28 protein-coding genes are annotated in these 21,786 nt (G+C 34.0%); 10 read left to right on the top strand and 18 right to left on the bottom strand.

Annotated elements, in window-relative coordinates; translation table 11 throughout:
• Window positions 1-29 precede the first annotated feature (29 nt).
• Entirely contained in the window at window positions 30-248 is a 219-nt protein-coding gene (locus ABH957_RS07135) for an aspartyl-phosphate phosphatase Spo0E family protein (RefSeq protein ID WP_002189061.1), read from the bottom strand.
• Window positions 249-552: 304 nt separating this feature from the next.
• Here ABH957_RS07135 and ABH957_RS07130 point away from each other — a divergent pair, with 304 nt between their 5' ends.
• The 6 genes from ABH957_RS07130 to ABH957_RS07105 all read left to right on the top strand — a co-directional run bounded on the left by ABH957_RS07130 (window position 553) and on the right by ABH957_RS07105 (window position 5,251).
• Window positions 553-669: a YjcZ family sporulation protein gene (locus ABH957_RS07130; RefSeq protein WP_000007805.1), complete on the top strand. Its 117-nt coding sequence runs from the start codon at window positions 553-555 to the stop codon at window positions 667-669.
• A 192-nt stretch (window positions 670-861) separates the two neighbouring features.
• Window positions 862-1,329 carry a VOC family protein gene (locus ABH957_RS07125; RefSeq protein WP_033730498.1) on the top strand — a complete coding sequence of 156 codons (468 nt, stop codon included), beginning with the start codon at window positions 862-864 and terminating at the stop codon, window positions 1,327-1,329.
• 5 nt (window positions 1,330-1,334) lie between these two features.
• Window positions 1,335-2,558 carry an MFS transporter gene (locus ABH957_RS07120; protein ID WP_404510839.1) on the top strand — a complete coding sequence of 408 codons (1,224 nt, stop codon included), beginning with the start codon at window positions 1,335-1,337 and terminating at the stop codon, window positions 2,556-2,558.
• A gap of 128 nt (window positions 2,559-2,686) precedes the next feature.
• The gene (locus tag ABH957_RS07115; RefSeq protein ID WP_113938438.1) at window positions 2,687-3,136 is read left to right on the top strand and encodes an ArsR/SmtB family transcription factor; all 450 of its coding nucleotides are present in this window, start codon (window positions 2,687-2,689) and stop codon (window positions 3,134-3,136) included.
• A 19-nt stretch (window positions 3,137-3,155) separates the two neighbouring features.
• Window positions 3,156-4,376, top strand: a complete 1,221-nt coding sequence (locus tag ABH957_RS07110) for an MFS transporter (protein ID WP_000791669.1) — start codon at window positions 3,156-3,158, stop codon at window positions 4,374-4,376.
• A gap of 146 nt (window positions 4,377-4,522) precedes the next feature.
• Window positions 4,523-5,251, top strand: coding sequence for a sulfite exporter TauE/SafE family protein (locus ABH957_RS07105; protein WP_404511018.1), 729 nt, complete (start codon window positions 4,523-4,525; stop codon window positions 5,249-5,251).
• Window positions 5,252-5,452: 201 nt separating this feature from the next.
• Here the strand turns inward: ABH957_RS07105 and ABH957_RS07100 are convergent, their stop codons facing one another.
• The 5 genes from ABH957_RS07100 to ABH957_RS07080 all read right to left on the bottom strand — a co-directional run bounded on the left by ABH957_RS07100 (window position 5,453) and on the right by ABH957_RS07080 (window position 8,790).
• Entirely contained in the window at window positions 5,453-6,064 is a 612-nt protein-coding gene (locus ABH957_RS07100) for a PH domain-containing protein (protein ID WP_097871722.1), read from the bottom strand.
• A gap of 1 nt (window position 6,065) precedes the next feature.
• Complete coding sequence (locus ABH957_RS07095) at window positions 6,066-6,611, bottom strand: sigma-70 family RNA polymerase sigma factor (RefSeq protein ID WP_404456001.1); 546 nt, start codon at window positions 6,609-6,611, stop codon at window positions 6,066-6,068.
• Window positions 6,612-6,822: 211 nt separating this feature from the next.
• Complete coding sequence (gene nfsA / locus ABH957_RS07090; RefSeq protein WP_063217923.1) at window positions 6,823-7,557, bottom strand: oxygen-insensitive NADPH nitroreductase; 735 nt, start codon at window positions 7,555-7,557, stop codon at window positions 6,823-6,825.
• Between the two features lie 189 nt (window positions 7,558-7,746).
• Entirely contained in the window at window positions 7,747-8,064 is a 318-nt protein-coding gene (locus ABH957_RS07085) for a magnetosome magnetite crystal formation protein family (RefSeq protein ID WP_002064599.1), read from the bottom strand.
• Between the two features lie 147 nt (window positions 8,065-8,211).
• Window positions 8,212-8,790, bottom strand: a complete 579-nt coding sequence (locus ABH957_RS07080; protein ID WP_033708135.1) for a YdcF family protein — start codon at window positions 8,788-8,790, stop codon at window positions 8,212-8,214.
• Window positions 8,791-8,950: 160 nt separating this feature from the next.
• On the opposite strand from ABH957_RS07080, the gene ABH957_RS07075 reads away from it, so the two are divergent.
• A complete protein-coding gene (locus ABH957_RS07075) occupies window positions 8,951-9,616 on the top strand; it encodes a DUF421 domain-containing protein (protein WP_219301895.1) in 666 nt (221 codons plus the stop codon).
• Between the two features lie 37 nt (window positions 9,617-9,653).
• Here the strand turns inward: ABH957_RS07075 and ABH957_RS07070 are convergent, their stop codons facing one another.
• Window positions 9,654-11,009: an MATE family efflux transporter gene (locus tag ABH957_RS07070; RefSeq protein WP_219303702.1), complete on the bottom strand. Its 1,356-nt coding sequence runs from the start codon at window positions 11,007-11,009 to the stop codon at window positions 9,654-9,656.
• Between the two features lie 89 nt (window positions 11,010-11,098).
• On the bottom strand, window positions 11,099-11,929 hold the full coding sequence (locus ABH957_RS07065; RefSeq protein WP_002086530.1) for a MerR family transcriptional regulator: 831 nt from the start codon (window positions 11,927-11,929) through the stop codon (window positions 11,099-11,101).
• A 268-nt stretch (window positions 11,930-12,197) separates the two neighbouring features.
• Between ABH957_RS07065 and ABH957_RS07060 the strand changes: the two genes are divergently transcribed.
• The gene (locus tag ABH957_RS07060) at window positions 12,198-13,361 is read left to right on the top strand and encodes a cation:proton antiporter (RefSeq protein ID WP_404491297.1); all 1,164 of its coding nucleotides are present in this window, start codon (window positions 12,198-12,200) and stop codon (window positions 13,359-13,361) included.
• Window positions 13,362-13,424: 63 nt separating this feature from the next.
• Here the strand turns inward: ABH957_RS07060 and ABH957_RS07055 are convergent, their stop codons facing one another.
• The 8 genes from ABH957_RS07055 to ABH957_RS07020 form a co-directional block, all read right to left on the bottom strand.
• A complete protein-coding gene (locus tag ABH957_RS07055) occupies window positions 13,425-13,703 on the bottom strand; it encodes a DUF3986 family protein (RefSeq protein WP_404510837.1) in 279 nt (92 codons plus the stop codon).
• A gap of 65 nt (window positions 13,704-13,768) precedes the next feature.
• A complete protein-coding gene (locus tag ABH957_RS07050; RefSeq protein ID WP_404510835.1) occupies window positions 13,769-15,118 on the bottom strand; it encodes an aspartate aminotransferase family protein in 1,350 nt (449 codons plus the stop codon).
• A gap of 189 nt (window positions 15,119-15,307) precedes the next feature.
• Window positions 15,308-16,858: a solute symporter family protein gene (locus ABH957_RS07045; RefSeq protein ID WP_113937089.1), complete on the bottom strand. Its 1,551-nt coding sequence runs from the start codon at window positions 16,856-16,858 to the stop codon at window positions 15,308-15,310.
• Between the two features lie 2 nt (window positions 16,859-16,860).
• Window positions 16,861-17,202 (bottom strand): DUF485 domain-containing protein, encoded by a 342-nt coding sequence (locus ABH957_RS07040; protein ID WP_404444730.1) that lies wholly within the window; start codon window positions 17,200-17,202, stop codon window positions 16,861-16,863.
• Between the two features lie 225 nt (window positions 17,203-17,427).
• Complete coding sequence (locus ABH957_RS07035; RefSeq protein ID WP_219301847.1) at window positions 17,428-18,057, bottom strand: sterol desaturase family protein; 630 nt, start codon at window positions 18,055-18,057, stop codon at window positions 17,428-17,430.
• 76 nt (window positions 18,058-18,133) lie between these two features.
• Window positions 18,134-18,427: a hypothetical protein gene (locus ABH957_RS07030; protein ID WP_002086539.1), complete on the bottom strand. Its 294-nt coding sequence runs from the start codon at window positions 18,425-18,427 to the stop codon at window positions 18,134-18,136.
• 19 nt (window positions 18,428-18,446) lie between these two features.
• The gene (locus ABH957_RS07025; protein ID WP_002086541.1) at window positions 18,447-19,079 is read right to left on the bottom strand and encodes a LysE family transporter; all 633 of its coding nucleotides are present in this window, start codon (window positions 19,077-19,079) and stop codon (window positions 18,447-18,449) included.
• Window positions 19,080-19,217: 138 nt separating this feature from the next.
• The gene (locus tag ABH957_RS07020) at window positions 19,218-19,946 is read right to left on the bottom strand and encodes a YqcI/YcgG family protein (RefSeq protein ID WP_404444734.1); all 729 of its coding nucleotides are present in this window, start codon (window positions 19,944-19,946) and stop codon (window positions 19,218-19,220) included.
• A gap of 260 nt (window positions 19,947-20,206) precedes the next feature.
• On the opposite strand from ABH957_RS07020, the gene cspB reads away from it, so the two are divergent.
• Both cspB and ABH957_RS07010 read left to right on the top strand, forming a co-directional pair.
• Entirely contained in the window at window positions 20,207-20,404 is a 198-nt protein-coding gene (gene cspB / locus ABH957_RS07015) for a cold shock-like protein CspB (protein ID WP_002011904.1), read from the top strand.
• Between the two features lie 119 nt (window positions 20,405-20,523).
• Entirely contained in the window at window positions 20,524-20,772 is a 249-nt protein-coding gene (locus ABH957_RS07010; RefSeq protein ID WP_002011905.1) for a DUF2564 family protein, read from the top strand.
• 33 nt (window positions 20,773-20,805) lie between these two features.
• Here ABH957_RS07010 and ABH957_RS07005 read toward each other — a convergent pair whose 3' ends face one another.
• Together ABH957_RS07005 and ABH957_RS07000 are read right to left on the bottom strand one after the other, a co-directional pair.
• The gene (locus ABH957_RS07005) at window positions 20,806-20,982 is read right to left on the bottom strand and encodes a zinc-finger domain-containing protein (protein ID WP_002011906.1); all 177 of its coding nucleotides are present in this window, start codon (window positions 20,980-20,982) and stop codon (window positions 20,806-20,808) included.
• 12 nt (window positions 20,983-20,994) lie between these two features.
• Entirely contained in the window at window positions 20,995-21,654 is a 660-nt protein-coding gene (locus tag ABH957_RS07000; protein WP_404444739.1) for a ribonuclease H family protein, read from the bottom strand.
• Window positions 21,655-21,786: the final 132 nt, after the last annotated feature.

The raw sequence follows: 21,786 nt of genomic DNA, 5'->3' as shown, positions 1-21,786 counted from the left end.
TAATCCTAATATAAAAAATTAAAGATTAATCACTTACATACTTTGTCTTTTATATTCATAAACTTATTAATTAGTATATCTAAATCCCGACTAAATAACAAAACTTTATCATGATCTAATCCATGCCTAGCAACAAGTTGAATTAACTCTTTCTTTTTGTGTTCTATTTTATTGTGTAATTGTCCCATCTCCATCTCTATACTAAAACTCCCTTTTCCCATAATATTACTTGTAAAATTATAGTACATTTCCACTCATAAAAAAATAAAAAAATGGCTTTTTTTACAAATTTTATATTTATGAAAAGAAACTTTAATGTAATTGTAAGTTACATACCCCTTTCATTTGCAATACATTCACCTAGTATACACTTCCATATTGTTTTACCATTTTTAAAAAAGCGCTATGAAACAAAGTAAATATCACATTTAAATCCGATCACAGGCTCTTGTCTAATTAGAAGTAAGACTTGCTCCTTTTCTAAATAAAAACATATCTTATAAAGTAATCCATTAGTTATATAGATTAATTTCCTAAAAAGGAGGAAAAAACATGAGCTTTGGTGGTAGTTGCGCTGGTTTCGGCGGTGGATTTGCTTTACTCATCGTGCTATTCATCCTTCTAATCATTATCGGATGTAGCTGTTGGGGTGGCGGCGGAGGGTTTTAAATATAATACGTATCCTTTTCGCTAAACTCTAAATGAATGAAATAGGTTAACTAAAAACTATACGAAAACAGCTCATATTTGAGCTGTTTTTTCATACTTTCGTATGAATTTATGTCCATCTTTTTTGTGATTTCAACTAACAAGAAATCGTTTACTATGGAATAAGAAACATTTTTATTAAGGAGGATTATAATGATTAAAGGTCTTTATGAAGCACATTTACCTGTCTGTAATTTAGAAATTTCGATACCTTTTTATGAATCACTGGGGTTAAAATTATATAAAAGAGACAACGATATCGCCTTCTTTTGGATTGTAGAAAATGAAAGTTGGATTGGTCTTTGGGAAGGAAAAGAATACAAAGTCAATTATCATCCATCCTTACGACATATCGCTTTCCAAGTAAGCTTACACGATTTAGAAAACGCAATACACTGGCTCAAACAGAAAGGAATTCCAGCGCGAAAAGACTTTGGAATGGAGCCAATTGAGCCAATCGTTTTTCCAGAATTAGCACACGCCTCCGTATATTTTAACGATCCTGATGGAAATAGTTTAGAATTCATTGCACAATTACCTGTTGGACTACCTAAAGCAGAGAAAATGTATTTAAGTGAATGGAAAAAGCATGTACAAACATCGCCAATAGATAGGGATTAATTTTTATGTCAGTGCAATCAGTTTCTTATTCCACACTTCTTAGAACAAATAAAAACTTTAAAAAACTATTTTATGGTCAAACATTAAGTGTACTTGGGGATTGGTTTCATACTGTCGCTTTATTAACACTCGTCTATAGCATAACAGAATCTTCATTTATGTTAGCACTCACCTTTATGAGCAAAGGGTTATCTCAACTTCTTCTGAGCCCATTCATAGGCGGAATTGTAGACCGTTTTTCAAAAAAGAAAATTATGATTTTTACCGATATTTTACGAGGAATTATCGTCCTCACTTATTTATTAGCATTCTACAAAATTGAAATTATTTTCGTTTCTAATATATGCTTATCAGTACTCTCTTGCTTATTCGAGCCTGCTAAGCAATCAACTCTAAAAAATATCGTACATCAAAAGCATTTCGTAACCGCTAACTCTCTTTCTAGTACAATCAATGGTTTTATGTCTATTATGGGAGCTTCTTTAGGTGGGCTCATTGCACAATCTTTAAGTATCGAGATTGCCTTTTTTATTAATAGCCTATCATACTTTATTTCAGCCTATATTATTTATAAAATGAGTATTCCTGCTCGTGATACTTTTACCACGAAAAAAGCATTTTTTACTGATATAAAAGATGGTTATACATACATATTACAAAGCAAAATTATTTTAACATTAATTCTTGTCGGCATTTCATGGGGCATTATTGGAGGTGCCTATCAGTTACTTCTAACAATCTATGCCGAAAGAATCTTCCACACTAACATTGGCATTTTATATATGGTTCAAGGGGCTGGACTTATGATTGGCAGTCTCCTCGTTAATCTTTATATGTCTAAAAATGAAGACAACATGAAAAGATCATTTGGCTTGGCCTATTTACTACAAGGAATTTTCTTTCTCGGATTCATTCTATCCGATCAACTTATTATCGGTATCATTACTCTATTTTGTATGCGCATAGCAGGAGGAATCATCGTTCCACTTGATACGACATTGCTTCAAACTTACACGAAGGAAAATATGATGGGTAAAGTCTTTTCATTCCATTATTCCATTTACGGATTTCTTATTCAGTTATCTATGTTTATTACAGGATGGCTTTTAGAAATCCTTTCTCCTCAAGTAATTGGTAGCTTGTTAGCTATATGCTGTATTTTTGTTAGTTTTATATGGCTTTTCTTGTTTTATGGCGGGGAACTTAGTGAAGAATCTACTATCACTTAATGGCATGTATATGTACATGCCATTTTTATTTTTGTCGAAATTCACAAGAAAAAGGCGATTTATTTCTCTTACGTTCTAATTTTTTAGAATGTACAATAAATTTAGATTATAAGAAAGGGGCTAAAATAATGTTTGAGGATCGACTTACCATTTCAGCAGAACAACAAAAGCTAATTTCCAATGCAACTCGCATTCAAATTCTTCACCTTTTAAAAGACGAAACACTCACTGCAAAACAAGTATCTACTAAACTAAATAAATCTGCTGGTAGCGTTCACTATCACATCCAAATTTTATTTGACGGAGGCTTACTTGAATTAGTAGATACAAAGGAAAAACGAGGGATTATTGAAAAGTACTATAAAGCAAAATCTGCTCACTTCTATATTGAAGAAGCAGGAACGGAAGGAACAAATACAGGGAGCCATATTGTATCTCATTTATTTTTAACTCCAGAGGAATTACAACAACTCACTTGGGAGCTCTCACAAGTTTTATTACGCTGGGAAAGCAAAACCGCTCGTCAATCAGCCTCAGAAGAAGAATACGCTATTTCCTGCCGGATTAAAAAACAATGAAAGAAAGGTCCAATTGTTTATGAAAAATAAATTATTATTATTGTCGGGAACAGGAATTTCTCGTTTAGGTGATTTTATGTATCTCATCGCTCTAAACTTAATGGTGTTAAATAGCACAAACTCCCCTGCTGCTGTAGCAGGATTATGGATTGTAGGTCCAATTGCCACCGTTGTTACAAAAATATGGTCTGGTAGTATTGTAGATCGATTAAATAAACGGTCAATTATGCTCATCGCAGATATTATTCGAGCAGTTCTCATCGGCTGTATTCCACTATTTGATTCTATTTGGGCCATTTATATTTTTATCTTTTTGACTCGCATTGCTACATCATTTTTCGATCCAGCTTCATTCACTTATAAAACAATGCTCATACGAGCTGAAGAGCGCGCTCAATTCAATGCTTGGAATAGCTTATGTACAAACGGGGCTTTTATTATCGGTCCAGCTCTTTCTGGAATACTTCTCACTACTTACTCGGCAGACTTTGTTATTTACTGCAATTCACTTTCATTTCTACTTTCTACAATTCTCATTTACTTCTTGCCAAACATTACATTACAAACAAAGCAAAACGAAGAGGTTGCAAATACTTTCGTACAAACATTACGAAGTGATTGGAAACAAGTTTTTTCATTCGCTCGAACGGAAACTTACATTATTCTCATATTCGTTTTATTTCAATCCACTATGCTTGTTTCTATGGCACTCGATTCACAAGAAGTTGTTTTCACAAATCAAGTACTGTTTTTATCCGATATAGAATATAGCATGCTTGTTAGTATAACTGGTGCTGCTTACGTTTGCGGTTCATTTCTCGTCTCTCTCTTTGCCAAACGATTAGCAATTCAACATTGTATCGGATTAGGTATGATTTTCACAGCAATAGGTTATGTGATTTTTGCCTTTTCAAATTCATTTATAGTCGCAGCGAGCGGTTTCATTTTACTTGGCATTTCTTCATCATTTGCTGGTACTGGCTTTATAACATTTTATCAAAATAACATCCCTGTACATATGATAGGACGTATCGATAGCGTGTTTGATTCAATAAAAAATTTCATCCAAATCTTTTTCATTTTAGCAATTGGAGCATCCGCACAATTTCTTTCCGTTCAAATTACTGTAATCAGTAGTTCATTACTCATTCTTTTCCTTTCCTGTTTATTAGCAATCCGGGTAATGACGCCTTCACGAGAAAAATATTTTAAAGCTACAGGATCATCTTTGGAATATTAACCGCAACATAAAAAGCGGCTATTTGCCGGGCAGTAAGATCCCAATTGGTGTGGGCTAATAATCAGTGGGGGATGAACAAAACCCCCACTGATTAAAATTTCACTTTATGTTAAAATATTTATTGGATCTGATTATGTAGGGGGGCTATTTGGGAGATTATATTCATTTTCATATGTATTATATTAGTAGCTTCTATTTTACAAACAAGTACAGGTTTTGGCTTTTCTATTATGGCAACACCTTTCTTACTCATGCTATTTCTACCACAAGAAGCTATACAAATAAATATCATTTTATCATTAATTATTTCCATATCACTCATTTGGAAAATAAGAATGGACATTGATTTTATTCTACTGAAAAGATTAATTTTCGGAAGTATAGTTGGTGTTCCTTTTGGTATTTTAATTTTCATTTCCATTAACATCAACACATTTAAATTAGCAATTAGCATCCTGCTCTTACTATTAACGTTGATGCTAATATGCAACTTTAAGATTAAATCAACAAAATCTAGAGATTTCTTAGTGGGTGGATTATCCGGTCTTTTAACGACAAGTATCGGTATGCCAGGACCACCCCTGTTACTTTACTTTACAGGAACTGATACGAAAAAAGAGAAGTTGAGAGCAACTACTTTGGCTTTTTATCTGTTTATATATTTCATTAGTCTCATAACTCAAATACTCTTTACTGGCACAAACAAAACAATTTGGGAATCAAGTTTTTATGCAATTCCAATCGTATTTCTAGGTTTGTTTATAGGTCAAATTATCTTCAAATGGCTTAATCAACGGATTTTTAAAATATTTACGTATATCCTTTTAAGTTGCACGGGGGGGTATCTTCTTATTGAAAGTTTGAACTTGTTATAGAGGCTGCTTTAGATAGTGCACAATAATAGATAGGTTCAAACGAAATTATTGCTGCATTTTCAAGTGCGGTGGGGCATTCTATATCAAAACTTAAATAACTTTATTGGCAGTTTACAATTAGCAATAATCGTTCTTTCATAAGACAAATATTTTAAATCGAATACTAAATAAAACGATAAAAAGCGGCTATTATGCCGCTTTTTACATTAAATATTTTATAAAGCAAAGACCTGCACTTACTATCACGAATATATTAAAAAATAAGAAAAACCCTTTTTCAAAATCTGTATACTTTTCTACTTTTACTCCACGTTTTTTTAACTCCATAACTATCATTGCAACTTCACGTGCATACTCAATACTTCCAAATTGTATATGAGTGTTATTATATTTGATCTCAAAGACATTTTTCATTTTTTTATGTTGCGAAATAGATTGTATATCCTCTATTGGCATGCTATGCTCATTTGTTTTTTTAAAATAACAATCTAATCCTTTCATGATTACTCTTTTATTTGTTAAAACGATATAATAATAAAAAGTAGCTCCTACGTAATATATATTTGGTATTACTTTATTATTTGTCATATATCCTTCGTCTACTAATAGTTCCTTCTCAATTTCTTCACCAGTTTGTAATTCGTTCCTAATTGATTCTTCTAACATTTGTAAAGTTATTTTTTTTAGTAGATCTCCATTTCTCACATAATACTTATCTATATTGATAGACTCATTCGCCTCTTTTTCTAAACGTACAATTTCTTCATCTGAATATTGGAGCTCATTTAACATCGACAATAATCTTTTATCCATATTACACACTCCCTTTCCACAGTTTTTGAAGTTTTTTCTTCCCACGAGAAATTCGATTGTATATATAATCAGCCGTTACTTTTAATTCTTTTGCAATATCGTCAATGGAATACCCATCAATATACCTCTTTAAAAAGATATATCGATCCTTCGTATTTAAATCTTGTACGATTTCCATAATCTCTTCTTCTTGTTCTATTTCATACCTATCATGGATACCTGTATCTACTTCTACATCTTTATCAATTTTATTCTCTTTATATACTTTCTTTTTATATTCCAATGCCTTTAATTTAGTAATACCAATCATCCAAGATTTTAAGTTGCCCTTTTCTATATCAAATTGGTCGATATTAAACCAAATGACAGTAAATACATCATTATAACAATCATCCACATATTGTTTTTCAATAGGGGTACTTAATGATTTATGAATAATGTACAAAATTAATTTTCCATATTGATCAATCACTTCTTTCAAAGCATCTTGATCGCGTTTTTTCATAGCTATAATTAAATCCTCTTCAGAATCGAAAATCATAAACATCTTCCTTCCTCAGTTCCCCTTTAGCAGCTGCTTTTACTTACTATTGGCATTTCATTCTCATTTTCTATCACTTTTGTAAAAATTTATTAATTTTTATTTTATATAATAACAAATAAAAACCGAAGTTGAGAAAGCGAGTCTCGCTTTCTTAGCTTCGGTTTTGCATGTGATGTTATAGCTTAAGCTAATATCTCAGGTTTGTCCTTTTTACTCATTTCTTATTTAATCCTTTTTCATTTAAAAACTCTTTCATATGCATTCTTTTCTCTTTGGACATAAATGAACTCATTGATTCTGTCCATGTTACGTTTTTTTGATTTGACGATCTTTCCTTGTAATACGCACTCATCGTTTCATCATATTCGTTTAATAATTCATCATATTTCTTTTCATCGTATCCATTTTCATGAAGAATTGCTGCTACCGGTAATCGTGGTTTTACTCCATGCTCTTCATCTGGTACTCCGACTGTCATTCCGAATACCGGATATACTTTATCCGGTAAATGAAGCAATTCACTCACTTCTTTCGGGTTATTACGAATTCCGCCAATATAACAAATACCGTATCCTAAAGATTCAGCTGCAAGTGCTAAGTTTTGTGCAAATAATGAGGCATCTACTGTTGCTACAATAAAGTCCTCTACTCCCTCATGTTTAATCTCTGTTCCATGTTTTTCACATGCCATTTCAAGTCGCTTTAAGTCTGCACAACAAACAAAGAATGCTGCGCAGTCTTTCACGTGACGATTCCCGGATAACTCAGCTAGTTTACCCTTGAGTTCTTGATCTGTTACATATATAAGAGAATACGCCTGTACAAAATGTGAGGAAGCCGCATGTTGTGCAGCTTGCACCATTCTTTCTACTATCTCTTTTGAAATTGGTTCTTCTTTATATTTACGAACTGAAACGTGTTTCTCCATTTTATGTATCATCTCATTCATGAAAATCACTCCTTTTTTCTCTTCATAATGAAAAATTACCATATCTTTTTCATTATTCACAACTTATAAGCACAAAAAGAGCAATTCTTTTCGAATTGCTCTTTTTTAATGTTTATTAATACGGTATATGAAATTATATCGACGTTTTGGCAAATAACGACGAATTTATATGCTGTTATGCAATGCTTGTTAAGCTGCTTTCAACACTTTAATACCTTTTACGATATTCCAAATGAAGTAATAAATCCCTACAAGAATGAACACTGCATATGTGATCATCATTCCAATTCCAGCACCATCAGATTGATTGAAGCTTAAACCGTATACGCCCGACACTGCTAATCCTCCAAATAAAATTGCGTATGGGAAAACATGTGACCAAAATGCTTTTTTTGCGTGGTATTTCACTTCATCTTCCGCAACGAAGTACACGATAATTGGTAGTAAAAATGGTGCAAAAAAGATACTAAAGTAACATAACGAAGATAAAATATTATTTCCTTTCATCCGATTCACCTCTAAAGTTTTTTGTTACCTTCATTATGTCAGGAAACCTTTCCAGAAACTATCGCTTTACCTTTCATGAACATGACATTTTTGTAAGATTTCCCTCGAAATAAATCCCGCCTCAAATTTCGGGCGGGATTACTTTCACTATATTCGATTCATAAACCAATATTGCGTAATCGCTAAATATTCTCGTACATTCGATGGAATGATAATTGGCTTCGGTGTTTTGGCCGGAAGCCCTTCTAATTGCAAACCTTGTTTTGCAGCTATTTTTTTCGCTCTAAACATATGGAAATCGTTTGTTACGATCATACCTTTTTTCATATTGGCTGGAATTAACGGTTTTGAGAATTTAATATTTTCATCTGTGCTCGTCGACTTATCTTCCATTATAATGCGGTCTTCTGCAATATTTTGTTTCATTAATCCTTGTTTCATCGCTAATGCTTCTGTAATATCTTCACCTTTTCCTTGGCCTCCAGATACAATAGCAATTGTTTTATCATGTAATTTTAAATACTCAGCTGCTTTATCAATACGATATTGCAATGAATAAGAAGGTTTTGTTCCATTTACTTTCGATCCTAGTACAATTATATAATCCGCATCATCAATTGCATTCATATGCCCATGCTTATAAATGTTATATTGTAAAAAACCCGCATATACGGCGCAAATCATTATAACAACTAAAATATACTTGATTATTTTCTTCTTTCTCATATCCATATACCCCTATTTCCTTTACTTCCTTCATCATAATATCCATTTATTCGTTTGTATACAGACAAATTCCAATTAACCCTAATTTATCCTCCAAAAGGTAATATTTCTATTAATTTCGGGAATAGTAAGTACAACTTCGCACGAAGGAGTGTCCCTATTGCTTCTCTTTTTATGTAACGTATCATTCTTTTTTATCTTATTTTTACTATCACTTAAGCTACTTGGTAAATCTGCATTAGCACAACTAACTCCTCATGATTTTGGGGCTATTATCTTTTTATCCTATTTAGCTTTTCAAGCCATACCAGTCGCTGGTGCTTTACAAGCATTTCTCGGTATGGTCGTTATTACATGTTTGCATTTGCTTCTTACAAAATTAAGCCTACTCAACAAACTAAATCGTTTTATTCTCGGACACCCCATTATTTTAATTAAACATGGTGATATTATTTTTGAGAACTTACAAAAAAGTAGATATCCGATCCCTGAATTGCTTTCTAACCTTCGCGTCGCAGGATATCCAAGTGTTCATGAAATTGAGTATGCGATATTAGAAGCGAATGGAGCTATTAGTATTTTACCAAAAAGAGAACTTGTGCCTCTGACTCCAAAAGATATGAATATAGATGTTAAGTATGCAGGCTTACCAATTGCTCTTATCGTTGATTCACAAATTCAATACGATAACTTAAAATTAATCCATAAAAATGAAAAGTGGTTACATGCAGAGTTAATGGAGAAAGGCGTTACAAATATTAAAAATGTGGCTTTCGCTTCTGTTCAGGAGACAGATGGATCTTTTGCGATTAGTTTAAAAGAATAAAAAAATCCCCTTGACTTGTTCAAGGGGATTTTCTTCACTATATTGCTTCCTTCTCTCTCGCCATGTTTAACGGAACAGGATGTTTCATGCGATTCATCGTAAATACGATAATTGCTGTCAATACTTCCGCTACTGGCATAACGAGCCAAATTCCAGTTATACCAAATACTTTTGGCATAATCCATAACAATGGGATAACAAATAGTAAACCTCGGCTCATTATTATAAGTACTGATTTTTTCGTTTGTCGCACTGATTGGAAGTATTCTCCGTATACAATGTTATAGCCTAAAAATACATATTGAATAAAGAATAAACTAATACCTGTTAACGTTAACTCCAGTAGTTCTGGCGATTGAACATCAAATAAACCAATAATATATTTCCCGAAGAATAAACCGATGACAATTGCAATACCTCCGAGTACTACCGCAATTTTTACAGCGAACTGCAATCCTTCACGTAATCTTTCTGATAAATTTGCACCGTAATGGAAACTAGCGATTGGTTGTAACGCTGCACCAACACCGAAGAATAATAGCAATGTCATTGCATGAATACTATTCACCATCGCATAAGAAGCTACACCTAGTTCTCCTGCATATTGAACGAACGCAATATTAAAACCGATCGTTACGATTGCAACTGTACTTTCTGCTGTAAAGCTTGGGAAACCGATCACCATAATTTGTTTAACCGTATCCCATTCAAAATGGAATTTCGTCCACTTTAAAACACTATTTTTTCTAAAAAAGTGAGTTAATAATACAAGGAAACCAATTGCTGCCGAAAGAATAGTCGCTGAAGCAGCACCAGTTACACCCCATCCAAAGATGAAAATAAAAATATAGTCGAACACTATATTTAATACAGCCGTTACAACAAGACCTGCCATTGCTAAATTAGGATTTCCGTCATTTCGTATAAATGTACTTAAAATATTTTCTAAAACGTATATCATTCCAAATGTTAATAACACCTGTAAATAGTCTAATGCGTATGGTAAAATCACTTCATTCGCACCAAATAAATATGCTAAATCTTCTATTCTCCATAAGCAAATAGCCGCTAAAACGCCAACGATAACAACTGCTACTGTCATAGATTGAGTAAAGATAGACCTTGCTCTTTCCAGTTTATTTTCACCTAGTGCAATGGAATATAGCGTTGCTCCGCCCATTCCAATCCATAATGAAATAGAGAAGAAAATTGAAAATGCTGGAATAGCTACGTTTACTCCGGCTAAACCGTTTGCTCCAACTCCTCTACTAATCATGACTGCATCAATCACAATATTAACCGACATTAATACCATCCCAAGAACAGCTGGTATTAAATACGTAATAAATAAACTTTTAATTGGTTTTTCTCTTAATTTTTCTGTTGTTTCCATCATATAAATGCTCCTTTTTCAATGCTCTGTTCACAGTTTAAACCTTCAAGTTACTTGAAGGTCAATAGAGAATCGAAAAATATATAAGCCTATTTTTTAACAACAGGTATTTGAATTTCCGTTACTTGCTCCTTCGGATTTTCTGTTACGGACCAATCAATTAATGCAAGTTCCAGTGCATCTCCGCACACTTCATATCCTTCGTTATCAATGTGCTTTAATAATTCCGTATACGTTGCGTCTGTTTCTTCATATGGTCCATGGTGATAAGAACAGGCAAATATCCCTTCTTTTATTTCATCTGAAGTATGCGCTTCAAAAGGCATGTAATCCAATAAAATAAACACACTGTTATATGCTTGAAATTCATTTTGCATTAATGCTTTTTTTGAAACTGTTACACCGATATCACCTGAAAATAAACTATTATCAATTTGCTTCATATTTTTTTGCAACGAATGGATATAATATTCAAACATATCATCCGTTGTATTTGGTGCAACTGCAATTGCTGTAATTTTTCGTTTCGGTATCTTTTTATAAATAATTTGATTTGCTTCAGATTTCGTCGCTTTCTTCATTAAATGGATTTTATGTTCCATTTTTGCCAAAGCATACTCGATTTCTCTTTGTTTTTTCAGCATCATTTCTTGTTGTTTTTCAAGTAAATTCAGCGCATAAGATGGATTTCGTTCATCAATATATTTCTTTATTTCCTTTAATGGGATGTTCAATTGGCGTAAAAATTTAATCGTATCTAATAGTGAAAACTGATCAATTGTGTAATAACGATAATTGGTTTGAGGGTCAACAATTGACGGATGAAAAATCCCTTTTTCATCATAATAACGTAATGTAGATTCCGCTATATTATGCATTTTCGCCATTTCCCCAATTGTAAAACGTTGATTTAATAACATTTTTCTTTCTCCATTCATTATATGTAAACTTTATTACTTCCTATTATATATCTATATCCCCCGTTTCTAAAACGAATCCTCTCATGAAAATCTGCTATTTTTTCATTGATTTTTAATAAATTTTATTATATATTAATTACAGGTTCAAATTACAAGTTCAAAAGAACTCGTAAATAGACCCTTTGTTTAATGGATCTTTACATATTATCATTAGGCAAATTCCGAGAAATCGTATGATAAAAATAAAAAATGATGAGGAGAGGATCAAATGGAATTCGAATTTTTCTTTCAAATTGCACTTATCTTATTAAGTACAAAGCTTGCTGGTGACCTTAGTGTTAGATTAGGTCAACCTTCTGTACTCGGTAAATTAATTGTTGGTATCGTTATCGGTCCAGCTATATTCGGATGGATTGAAAATTCAGATCTTCTAACACAATTAAGTAATGTCGGAGTTATTCTTTTAATGTTTATGGCAGGACTTGAAACAGACTTAGAAGAATTAAACGCAAATCGTAATTCTTCTTTAGCTGTTGCACTTGGAGGTATCGTTCTTCCATTCGTAGGTGGTTACGTTGCCGGCCTTGTTGTCGGTATGGAACAAGGGAATGCTGTCTTTTTAGGATTACTTCTATGTGCAACAAGTGTTAGTATTTCCGTTCAAACACTTCGTGATTTAGGTAAAATGAAAACACGTGAAAGTACGACGATGCTTGGAGCCGCTGTATTTGATGACATTCTTGTTGTTATTTTATTAGCATTTGCAATGAGCTTCTTAGGCACAGATGACGTTAACTTAACAATGATTATCTTGAAGAAAGTAGTATTCTTTGCTTCTATCATTTTAATTGGCTGGAAAGGTGTTCCAGCAATCATGCGTTGGTTATCACCACTTCGCGTATCTGAGTCTATCGTTAGTGCTGCGCTTATCATCTGTTTCTCATTCGCATACTTCGGCGAACTATTAGGAATTGCTGGTATTATCGGTGCTTTCGCAGCTGGTATCGCTATTTCTCAAACGAACTACAAACATGAAGTAGAAAAGAAAGTAGAACCAATTGCTTACGCTATGTTCGTTCCAGTATTCTTTGTTAGTATCGGTATGAATATTACATTTGACGGTATTGGCGATCAAATTTGGTTCATCTTAGCATTAACAGTTATCGCTGTATTCACAAAACTAATCGGTTGTGGATTCGGTGCACGAATCACTGGATTTGATGCAAAGTCTTCTGCAATTATCGGTGCTGGTATGGTTTCTCGTGGTGAAGTTGCACTTATCATCGCAGGAACAGGACTTTCTTCTGGCCTATTAGCACAAGATTACTTTACAGCAATCGTTATCGTAGTTATTTTAACAACGATGATTACACCACCAATGTTAAAATACACTTTTGGTGCAAAAGATAAAGCAATGAAAGCAAGTAAATAAGTTTACTATAATAAAAGGAGATTGCTATCTTAAAAGATAGCAATCTCCTTTTTCATTTTCTCTTTAAACAATTCCATTCATTTTTAACCATTTTTCAAAAATGGAGCGTGCTTCTTCATCATCGATATCATCACGAAATGAATAGACTTTAATGCCGTAATCATCTATATATTCACCTAGCTTCATTTCACTTACTTTCTCATAAAGACTCCCTGCTTCATATTCTGGAATATATGCATCCCAAACTGCCTCATTTATTCTTTTGTACGCTGTCACTTCTAAATCATAACCATCTTCATAATATCCGATGTGATAATGTTTGTTAGAATCATATTTCTCCATTAAAAGCTCCTCCTAATAAACAAAAGCGAGCCTTATATTACAGCTCGCTCCTCTCGTTCTATTTATTAAATACGTTCCATCGCTGTCTTCAACGTTCCGACAATAAAAGCAATTTCTTCACCTGAAATAACGAGCGGCGGTGCTAATGTTAATACGTTATTATACCCTGCTGTTGTCATACCGTTGCGTCCGATAATGAGCCCTTTTTCTTTACAAGCATTTACAACACTTGCAATTTTGTCATTATCAATTGGTTCTTTCGTCGCTTTATCATTTACTAGTTCGATTCCAACTAATAACCCTTTCCCTCTAATATTTCCAACAAGCGGATGTGCCCCAATTTCTTCTTTTAATTGATTTAATAAAAGTGAACCCATTTGTGCAGAGCGCTCAATTAAATTTTCATTTTCCATAATCTCTAAGTTTTTAAGTGCTAATGCACAAGCCGCTGGATTTCCACCAAATGTATTAATATGACGGAAGAATTCATATTCTCCCTTCCCTTTAAACGCTTCATATATTTCTTTTTTCACAGCTGTCGCTGATAACGGTAAATAAGCACTCGTAATCCCTTTTGCCATCGTGATAATATCAGGCTTAACTTCATAATTCATAAATCCAAATGCTTTTCCTGTACGTCCGAAACCGCAAATCACTTCATCGCTAATGAGTAGTGCACCGTGTTTTTGACACGTTTCATGAACAGCTTTCATATAGTCTTTTGGCGGCATTAAAATGCCTCCGCCCGTAATAATTGGTTCCATAATAAAAGCTGCAATCGTTTCACTTAATTCCCATGTCATAACGCGATCTACTTCTTTTACACATTCTACATCATAAATATTTTGCGATTCCATTTCTGGCATGCGGTAACAATCTGGAGGCGTTACGTGTAAAAAACCTGAAGCAAATGGCTCATATTGGTATCTACGCTGTGCTTGGCCAGTTGCCGCCATCGTTGCCATTGTGTTTCCGTGATAACCACGATAACGTGACATAAATTTATAACGATGCGGTTCACCTTTTTGAGCATAGTATTGCCTTGCTATTTTAAAAGCTGTTTCGTTCGCTTCCGAACCACTATTAGAGAAGAATATAACATACTCTCCTCCAAGCCACTCGTTTAACTTTTCAGCGAGCTTAATTGCTGGTTCATGTGATTGTGACATCGGAAAGTACGATAATGTTTGCAATTGCTTATAAGCTGCCTCTGCGAGCTCTTTTCTTCCATACCCACTATTTACACACCAAAGGCCACTCATACCGTCTAAGTATCTTTTCCCCTGTATATCTTCAACCCAGCACCCTTCTGCTTTCGCCCCTACCATTGTACTACTCGGGCTAAAGGGACGCATTCCGTGCCACACATATTGCTCATCTTTTGCTAATAATTCATCGGTTTGTTTTGTCTTCATCATTTCTTCCACCTTCCATAACAACTTATTTTTCACAAAGCTGCGCTGGTACCATGATGAGTTAAATTTCTCCCTGCCTATTTTCATTCCACAAAATTAAGACAAATCCTACTTACAAAGCAGTATTATTTACAATAAAATGACAAAAGAAAAAGGAGCTTTTCTTATATATCGAAAAGCCCCTCTTTTTTAATGTGAAGACGCATCGCTAATACCATGACCAGTATTAGATTTCACAAGAATTTCATCAAATTTCGCTGCATCTTCTTTCTTACTAGATAAAACTGTCCCTAAATATGCTGCAAGGAATCCAAGCGGAATTGAAATAATTCCAGGTGTCGTATATGGGAAAATCGCTTCCCCAACAAATATAGCTTTTCCAGCTACTGGGTTCCAAACGTTTGGACTTAACGCTACGAGAACAATCGCTGATACAAGACCAACAATCATACCAGAAATTGCTCCTGTTGTATTAAAACGCTTCCAATAGATTGTAAATAATATAACCGGTAAGTTTGCACTCGCTGCAACTGCAAATGCTAGTGATACTAAAAATGCTACGTTTAATGTTTGAGCAAATAAAGCAAGTATAATAGATACTATCGCCACCCCAATAGACGCATAACGCGCCATTGACACTTGCTCTTTTTCCGTTGATTTTCCTTTACGAATAATCTCATTATAAAAATCATGCGCGAATGCTGATGCTGCTGTTAACACAAGCCCTGCTACTACAGCTAAAATAGTTGCAAAAGCAATTGCTGATACGAAAGCAAATAAGAAATCTCCGCCTAATGCTTTTGCTAATAAAGGTGCTGCCATATTACCAGCAGGGTTTGCTTTAATAATCGCCTCATTTCCTACAAACGCTGCTGCTCCAAACCCTAAGAAAATTGTCATAATATAAAACGCGCCAATTAACCACGTCGCATATACAACAGATTGACGTGCAGTTTTTGCATCACGTACTGTAAAAAAGCGGACAAGAATATGTGGTAATCCCGCTGTACCAAGGACTAGTCCTAAATTTAAAGAAAGTGTATCAAGACCATCCTTATACTTTACTCCTGGATTTAAAAACGAATCTTTTAATGGAGTAGCTGTTTTCATGTGAGCGAACATTTCAGTCACACTGAAATTAAATTTGGAGAAAACGATAACAGAAATAATAAATGTCCCTGCCATAAGTAGTACAGCCTTTACAATTTGAACCCAGCTCGTAGCTGTCATTCCTCCAAAAATAACATACACAGTCATAAGTGTACCTACGATTAATACAGATGTTGTATATTCAATACCTAATAATAGTTTAATAAGTGCACCCGCACCAACTAATTGTGCAATCATATAAAAAATTGAAATCGTCATCGTATTAAGCGCTGCTATACCACGAACTTTTTTCGCATCAAAACGTGCCGCAATCATATCCGCTAACGTGTACTTCCCTAAATTTCTAAGCGGTTCTGCGACAAGATATAGAACAACTAAATAAGCAACTAAAAAGCCGATACTATAAAAGAACCCATCAAACCCAGTTAACGCTATCGCTCCGGCTATACCAAGAAATGACGCAGCAGACATGTAATCCCCAGCAATAGCCAGACCATTTTGCCAGCCAGTTAATCCCCCTCCAGCCGTATAAAATTCACTCGCATTTTTCGTTTTTTTCGATGCGAAATACGTGATAACGAGCGTACCAAGGACAATAATTAAAAATAGTGCAAACGCAGTAGTATTCAAATTCAGCCCCTCCCTTTTTGCATATCTTGCAGAATTTTTTGCGAAATTTGATCAAAGGATTCGGCTTTCTTGCTGTAAATCATACATAATGACCATGTCATAATAAATTGCGCAAAAGCAAATACCCATGCCCATGTCACATCACCAAACGCCGGTGTATTAAGCACCTTTGAATAGGATGTTAAAATAGGTAGTGCTATAAAAAAACTTAAAAAGAAAATACTCATCGGAATGATAAACTTCTTTTTCGTATTTAATAACAATTGAAACTCTTCAGACTGAACAACTTCTGTATAATTCACCTCATTTTTTAACTTACGTGCTGACGTATCATCTCGTTTCATTCTCTGGTCCCCTCTCTTACTTGAAATGCACTTCCCCCTTGTATACCTAAAAACTAAATTTTATAAATATTCAGAAACTTATTTTCATTTTAGACAATCCGTACATTCCTGCAAAGATTTTTCGATAGACATTTTCCGGCATTTTCCCCTAAGTTTTTAATATACTTTTTCACCATAAAATTCGAGTACTTCAATCCACACCAATCGGGATAAAAAAAGTAGTGCTTATCGCACCACTTCTGTCTTTTTCTCTTTTTCTAAATTACGGGCTGTTTCGCTTAATTCAACTTCTTTTCCATCTTTAAGCGTTCCAAATATAAAATCGAATACTGGATTTGAAACACCAAACCAAAACTTTTCATTTTTATAATGGTGTAATATATGCTGTTTTTTTAGCCATCTTCCAAACTTAGTGAAGGGACGAATCGGTTTATGTGCAATATAATGTTTCCATTCATAAACGAGGAGCATGATAATCATTCCGATTCCGAATGAAAGTGTAACAGTAACACTTTTTGTAATACCATACGTTATAAGTAAATATATAGTAAAGCTAGGTATACTAAACCATACAGGCAAAAATAAAAGCTTTAAATCATCTGGATATACGTGATGATCATAATGTAATCTTCTTAACATTTTTAATAAAAATGCGTTTTTAGGCGGCTTTAGATGGAATAAAAAACGGTGTGTCATATATTCGTTAAACGTATAAAAAACAATCCCAAACATACACGCTAACATACCAATCCATGTGAAAAATTGCATTTTTAAAATAATGATAAAAATTAATAAAATACTATACATAATAACAATATCATGTTGCAAAAAGAACTCTTTTACCACTCTCTTCATCGTTCTTCCCCCTTTTCCAAAAAAACAGCCGTAACATATCGTTACGACTATTTTTTTCTATTTTATTCTATTCACTTTACAAATTTGCCTGCTGTTCTATTGCCGAGAAAAAAGTGTTCGGACCAAATATATTTTGCTTCGGAATAATGTGTTCTACTGCAAACACTGTTACTTCTCCTCTTTGTACTTCTCCAATAATGAGACCAAATACTTCATGATTTACCGCAAACGTTGGTTGTTTCGTTTGCAGTAACCTTGCTGCATTTTTAAATACCGCTTCATATAATGGGTTCCTGTCAGTAATTTCTTTTCGGATTTTTGGTGCTAACGTGATGATAATTTCTTTTCCGTCAATAGTGGTTCGATACATAAAAATCTCCCCTTCAATCTTATGTGAACAACTGTAAAGCTTTGTATGCAAAATGGATGGAATATCCTACTAAAATAATACCTGCTCCGGCTGTAATATAGCCAAGTGCTTTTGGTTTTAATAAAGTTCTTCCAAAATGTACAGAAAAAGCAATATTTAAGTTCCACAAAATAATACCAACAATAATGCAAAGACTGTACAAAAAAGCTTCTTGTTTCGTTACCTTTGTAAGCAATGAGCTAAGTGTACTTCCGTATATACCAAACCAAAAAACGAGATTTAATGGGTTGGATATCGCAATTAAAAATCCCGCCATAAAAGATTGTTTAAGTCCACCTACCTCTTCTTTGTTATATTCCATATTCGAGTGGGAGATTCCTTGTTTTACACTTTGAAATCCTAAATAAAATAACAGAAAAAACCCAGTGCAGTACATAAAAGCTTGTACATATGTATACATAAACACAGAAGATAAACCAAAATAAATAAGAAGCATAAACAAAATATCAGCAGTCATTCCTCCGATTCCAACAATCCACGCATGCCAAAATCCACGTTCAATTCCACGTTTTAACATTTCAATATTAATTGGACCTACCGGCGCAGCTAATGAAATACCCAATACTATTTGTTGTATAATTGCTCCAAACATCGCTCTATCCTTTCTACTTCTTTTACTATTAAGTAATGATGCAAATATAGAAAATAGACTAGCTTTCATAAAAATTATTCACTAATACAATACCCTTTTTTATCCAAAATATACAAAAGAGCCATCAGTTGATGGCTCTTATTTCTCTACTCTATGATGAAAAGGACATTTACCTTTAACCGGCTCAATATCATCCCCTATGAAATATTGTTTCCATTCACGATGATTAGGATCGCCGTAGTGACTAATGTTAGGGTGCTTCGGCAACTGATCCCACTTTTCAACTCGTTCACGGACCATTTGTCTTGAATACGACCCTTTAGGACGATCTCCTTCTAATCCCTCGAAAATAGTTCGTGGCTGGAATCCAATAACGAGAGAATTTCCTAAATGCCTAGTCTTTCGCTGTTTATAAGCCGGCGCATTTCCAAACGCAAATATCGGTTCACCACCAAATGAAAATTCCCATAAATAATGATCTGGATCTTCAGGAATTTGCTTCGGCCATGTTTGATCATCGTTTTCATGTAAATATTGTAGTACTTTCCAAAAATAATCTCGATAATATTCGATTGATTTCTCTTCACATTCCGGCTCTACAAAAAGAAAAAAGCCTCTTCTTACAATTGGCCGTTCTTTCATTAACTCCAAAAAAGATAACATTGTATTGGGTAAATGCCCCCAATCATTATGAGAGAGAAATGAATAACGAAGTTCATTCTTTTTCAAAGCTGTTAAACCGAAATAACACGGAAAAGTTGGTTCTAGCACGACATTCGAAAAATCATGAAATTCTTTTGCAACCCAATTCGGTATGTCGGCTCTATTTTTCATCCCTTCATTATCTAATAAATAAGACTCATCCATTCTTTCACCTCATTATGTACAGCATTCACTTAAGAATATTACATACTCGGCTTGTCCTATACCTTTTTAAAAATTCGAGAAAAAATTAATTCAAAATACAAAATTTTTAAAACGCTTACTTGACTAAATTCTACCAATTCATGTATATTTAAATTAATCATTTGGCAGAATATTCGAGAATATAGCATTTTTTATTTATATTATTTTTTAATGAATTTCACTAAATGAAAAAAGGAATCGTTTTTAGGAGGAATTGTGACATGCAAGGAAAAGTAAAATGGTTTAACAATGAAAAAGGTTTTGGATTTATCGAAATGGAAGGCTCTGAAGATGTATTCGTACATTTCTCTGCTATTCAAAGCGACGGCTACAAAGCTTTAGAGGAAGGTCAAGAGGTATCTTTCGACATTACTGAAGGAAACCGTGGACCTCAAGCTGCTAACGTAGCAAAACTTTAATCCCACATATGACAGGAGGTTACCTTACTTGGTAACCTCCTTTGTTATTCCTTTGTATATTTCCGTTTTCCAGAGCAAAAACTATGTGAAATGCGCAAAATACAAAGGAGGCAATAACAATGGGGTCACATGTAAATGATTTTGAAGAAGTAAAATTCCGTGTAGAAACTGCACAAAAAATGGTAGGTTCTGCAACAATTTCAATGGATCCAGACACATTAGAGCATGCCACTACTGCAGTAGAATCGGCTCGTTCTCAGCTTGAAATCATGAAATCCGTTGCAACGGATTTAGATGAGCCATTTCTAATGAATGAAGAAAAAAAATTAAGTAAATGCGAGCATCAATTACACGAAGCAAAGCACTAAAAAACATCCAGAGAAAATTCTCTGGATGTTTTTTTATGACAATTGCTCCCCATACTTTTTCAACTTCTCTCCAACCGTACATTGCCGTATACAAAAAGAATGGGCATAGTATTTACTATGATTTTTCCGATTATGTTCCTGCAGGAAACATCCTCCGCAATACGTTTCTAATAAGTCATTTACCTCTGTAATGAGTTGCTTCTTCTTCACGTGTGCACCTCTCTATTCGGTTATTTCTTTATGACTATCAATTGTCGTCCCTTCTAATGCTTGCGCTGCTAATTGATGTGCCTCTTTATTTTGTTTTCTAGATATCGGTTCACAAATAAGCTTTAATTTCAGTTGCTTCGCTTTTTGTTCAATTTGGTCTAAGTAATGATTTAAATGTTCATCATAGCAAGGCCATTCACCAGCTAATTGCTGCAGTACAACTTGAGAATCTCCACGAAGTGTAACTGCTTCATATTTAATTCCTAATTCCTCGAGTGTATTCATCCCGTATAATAATGCTGCATACTCCGCTTCATTATTATCATATATGCCTTCTATGTATGCATTGCGACGAATTCGGTAATTTGTATTTCCTTTTTTATAGTATACACATATACCAACCCCAGCTTCTTTCGTCTGCACATCATAACCACCATCAAAATAAACTTGAATTTCTTGCGGATCTTCCTCCACTTGCTTACTCAGTTTTTTCATTTCTTTTAATGACCATTCCGCGTCCATTTCATCGAAAAATAAAAGTTCTTTCACCCTACCTGTTTTCTCAAAATCCTCTGCAAATTGCAGTACATCTTCTATGTTCATATAATCTGTCGTTAATTCCGTCTGCAAACCGCGCTTCGTTTTATACAACCAATGAATTTTATATTTCATACTAGATTCCCCTTTTATAAGACTTCTTATATGTAGCCAGCTAATGAAAGCCTCACTTTATTTTATTATATTGTATCAAGAGTCACAGCATTATATTCAATGTGATTACATACAAAAAGAGCTATCCCTATA

This window comes from Bacillus sp. RC242 (assembly GCF_044908245.1).
Lineage (GTDB): Bacteria > Bacillota > Bacilli > Bacillales > Bacillaceae_G > Bacillus_A > Bacillus_A mycoides.
The sequence above is the reverse complement of the archived record's forward strand: the minus strand, read 5'-3'. Positions and strand labels throughout refer to the sequence as shown.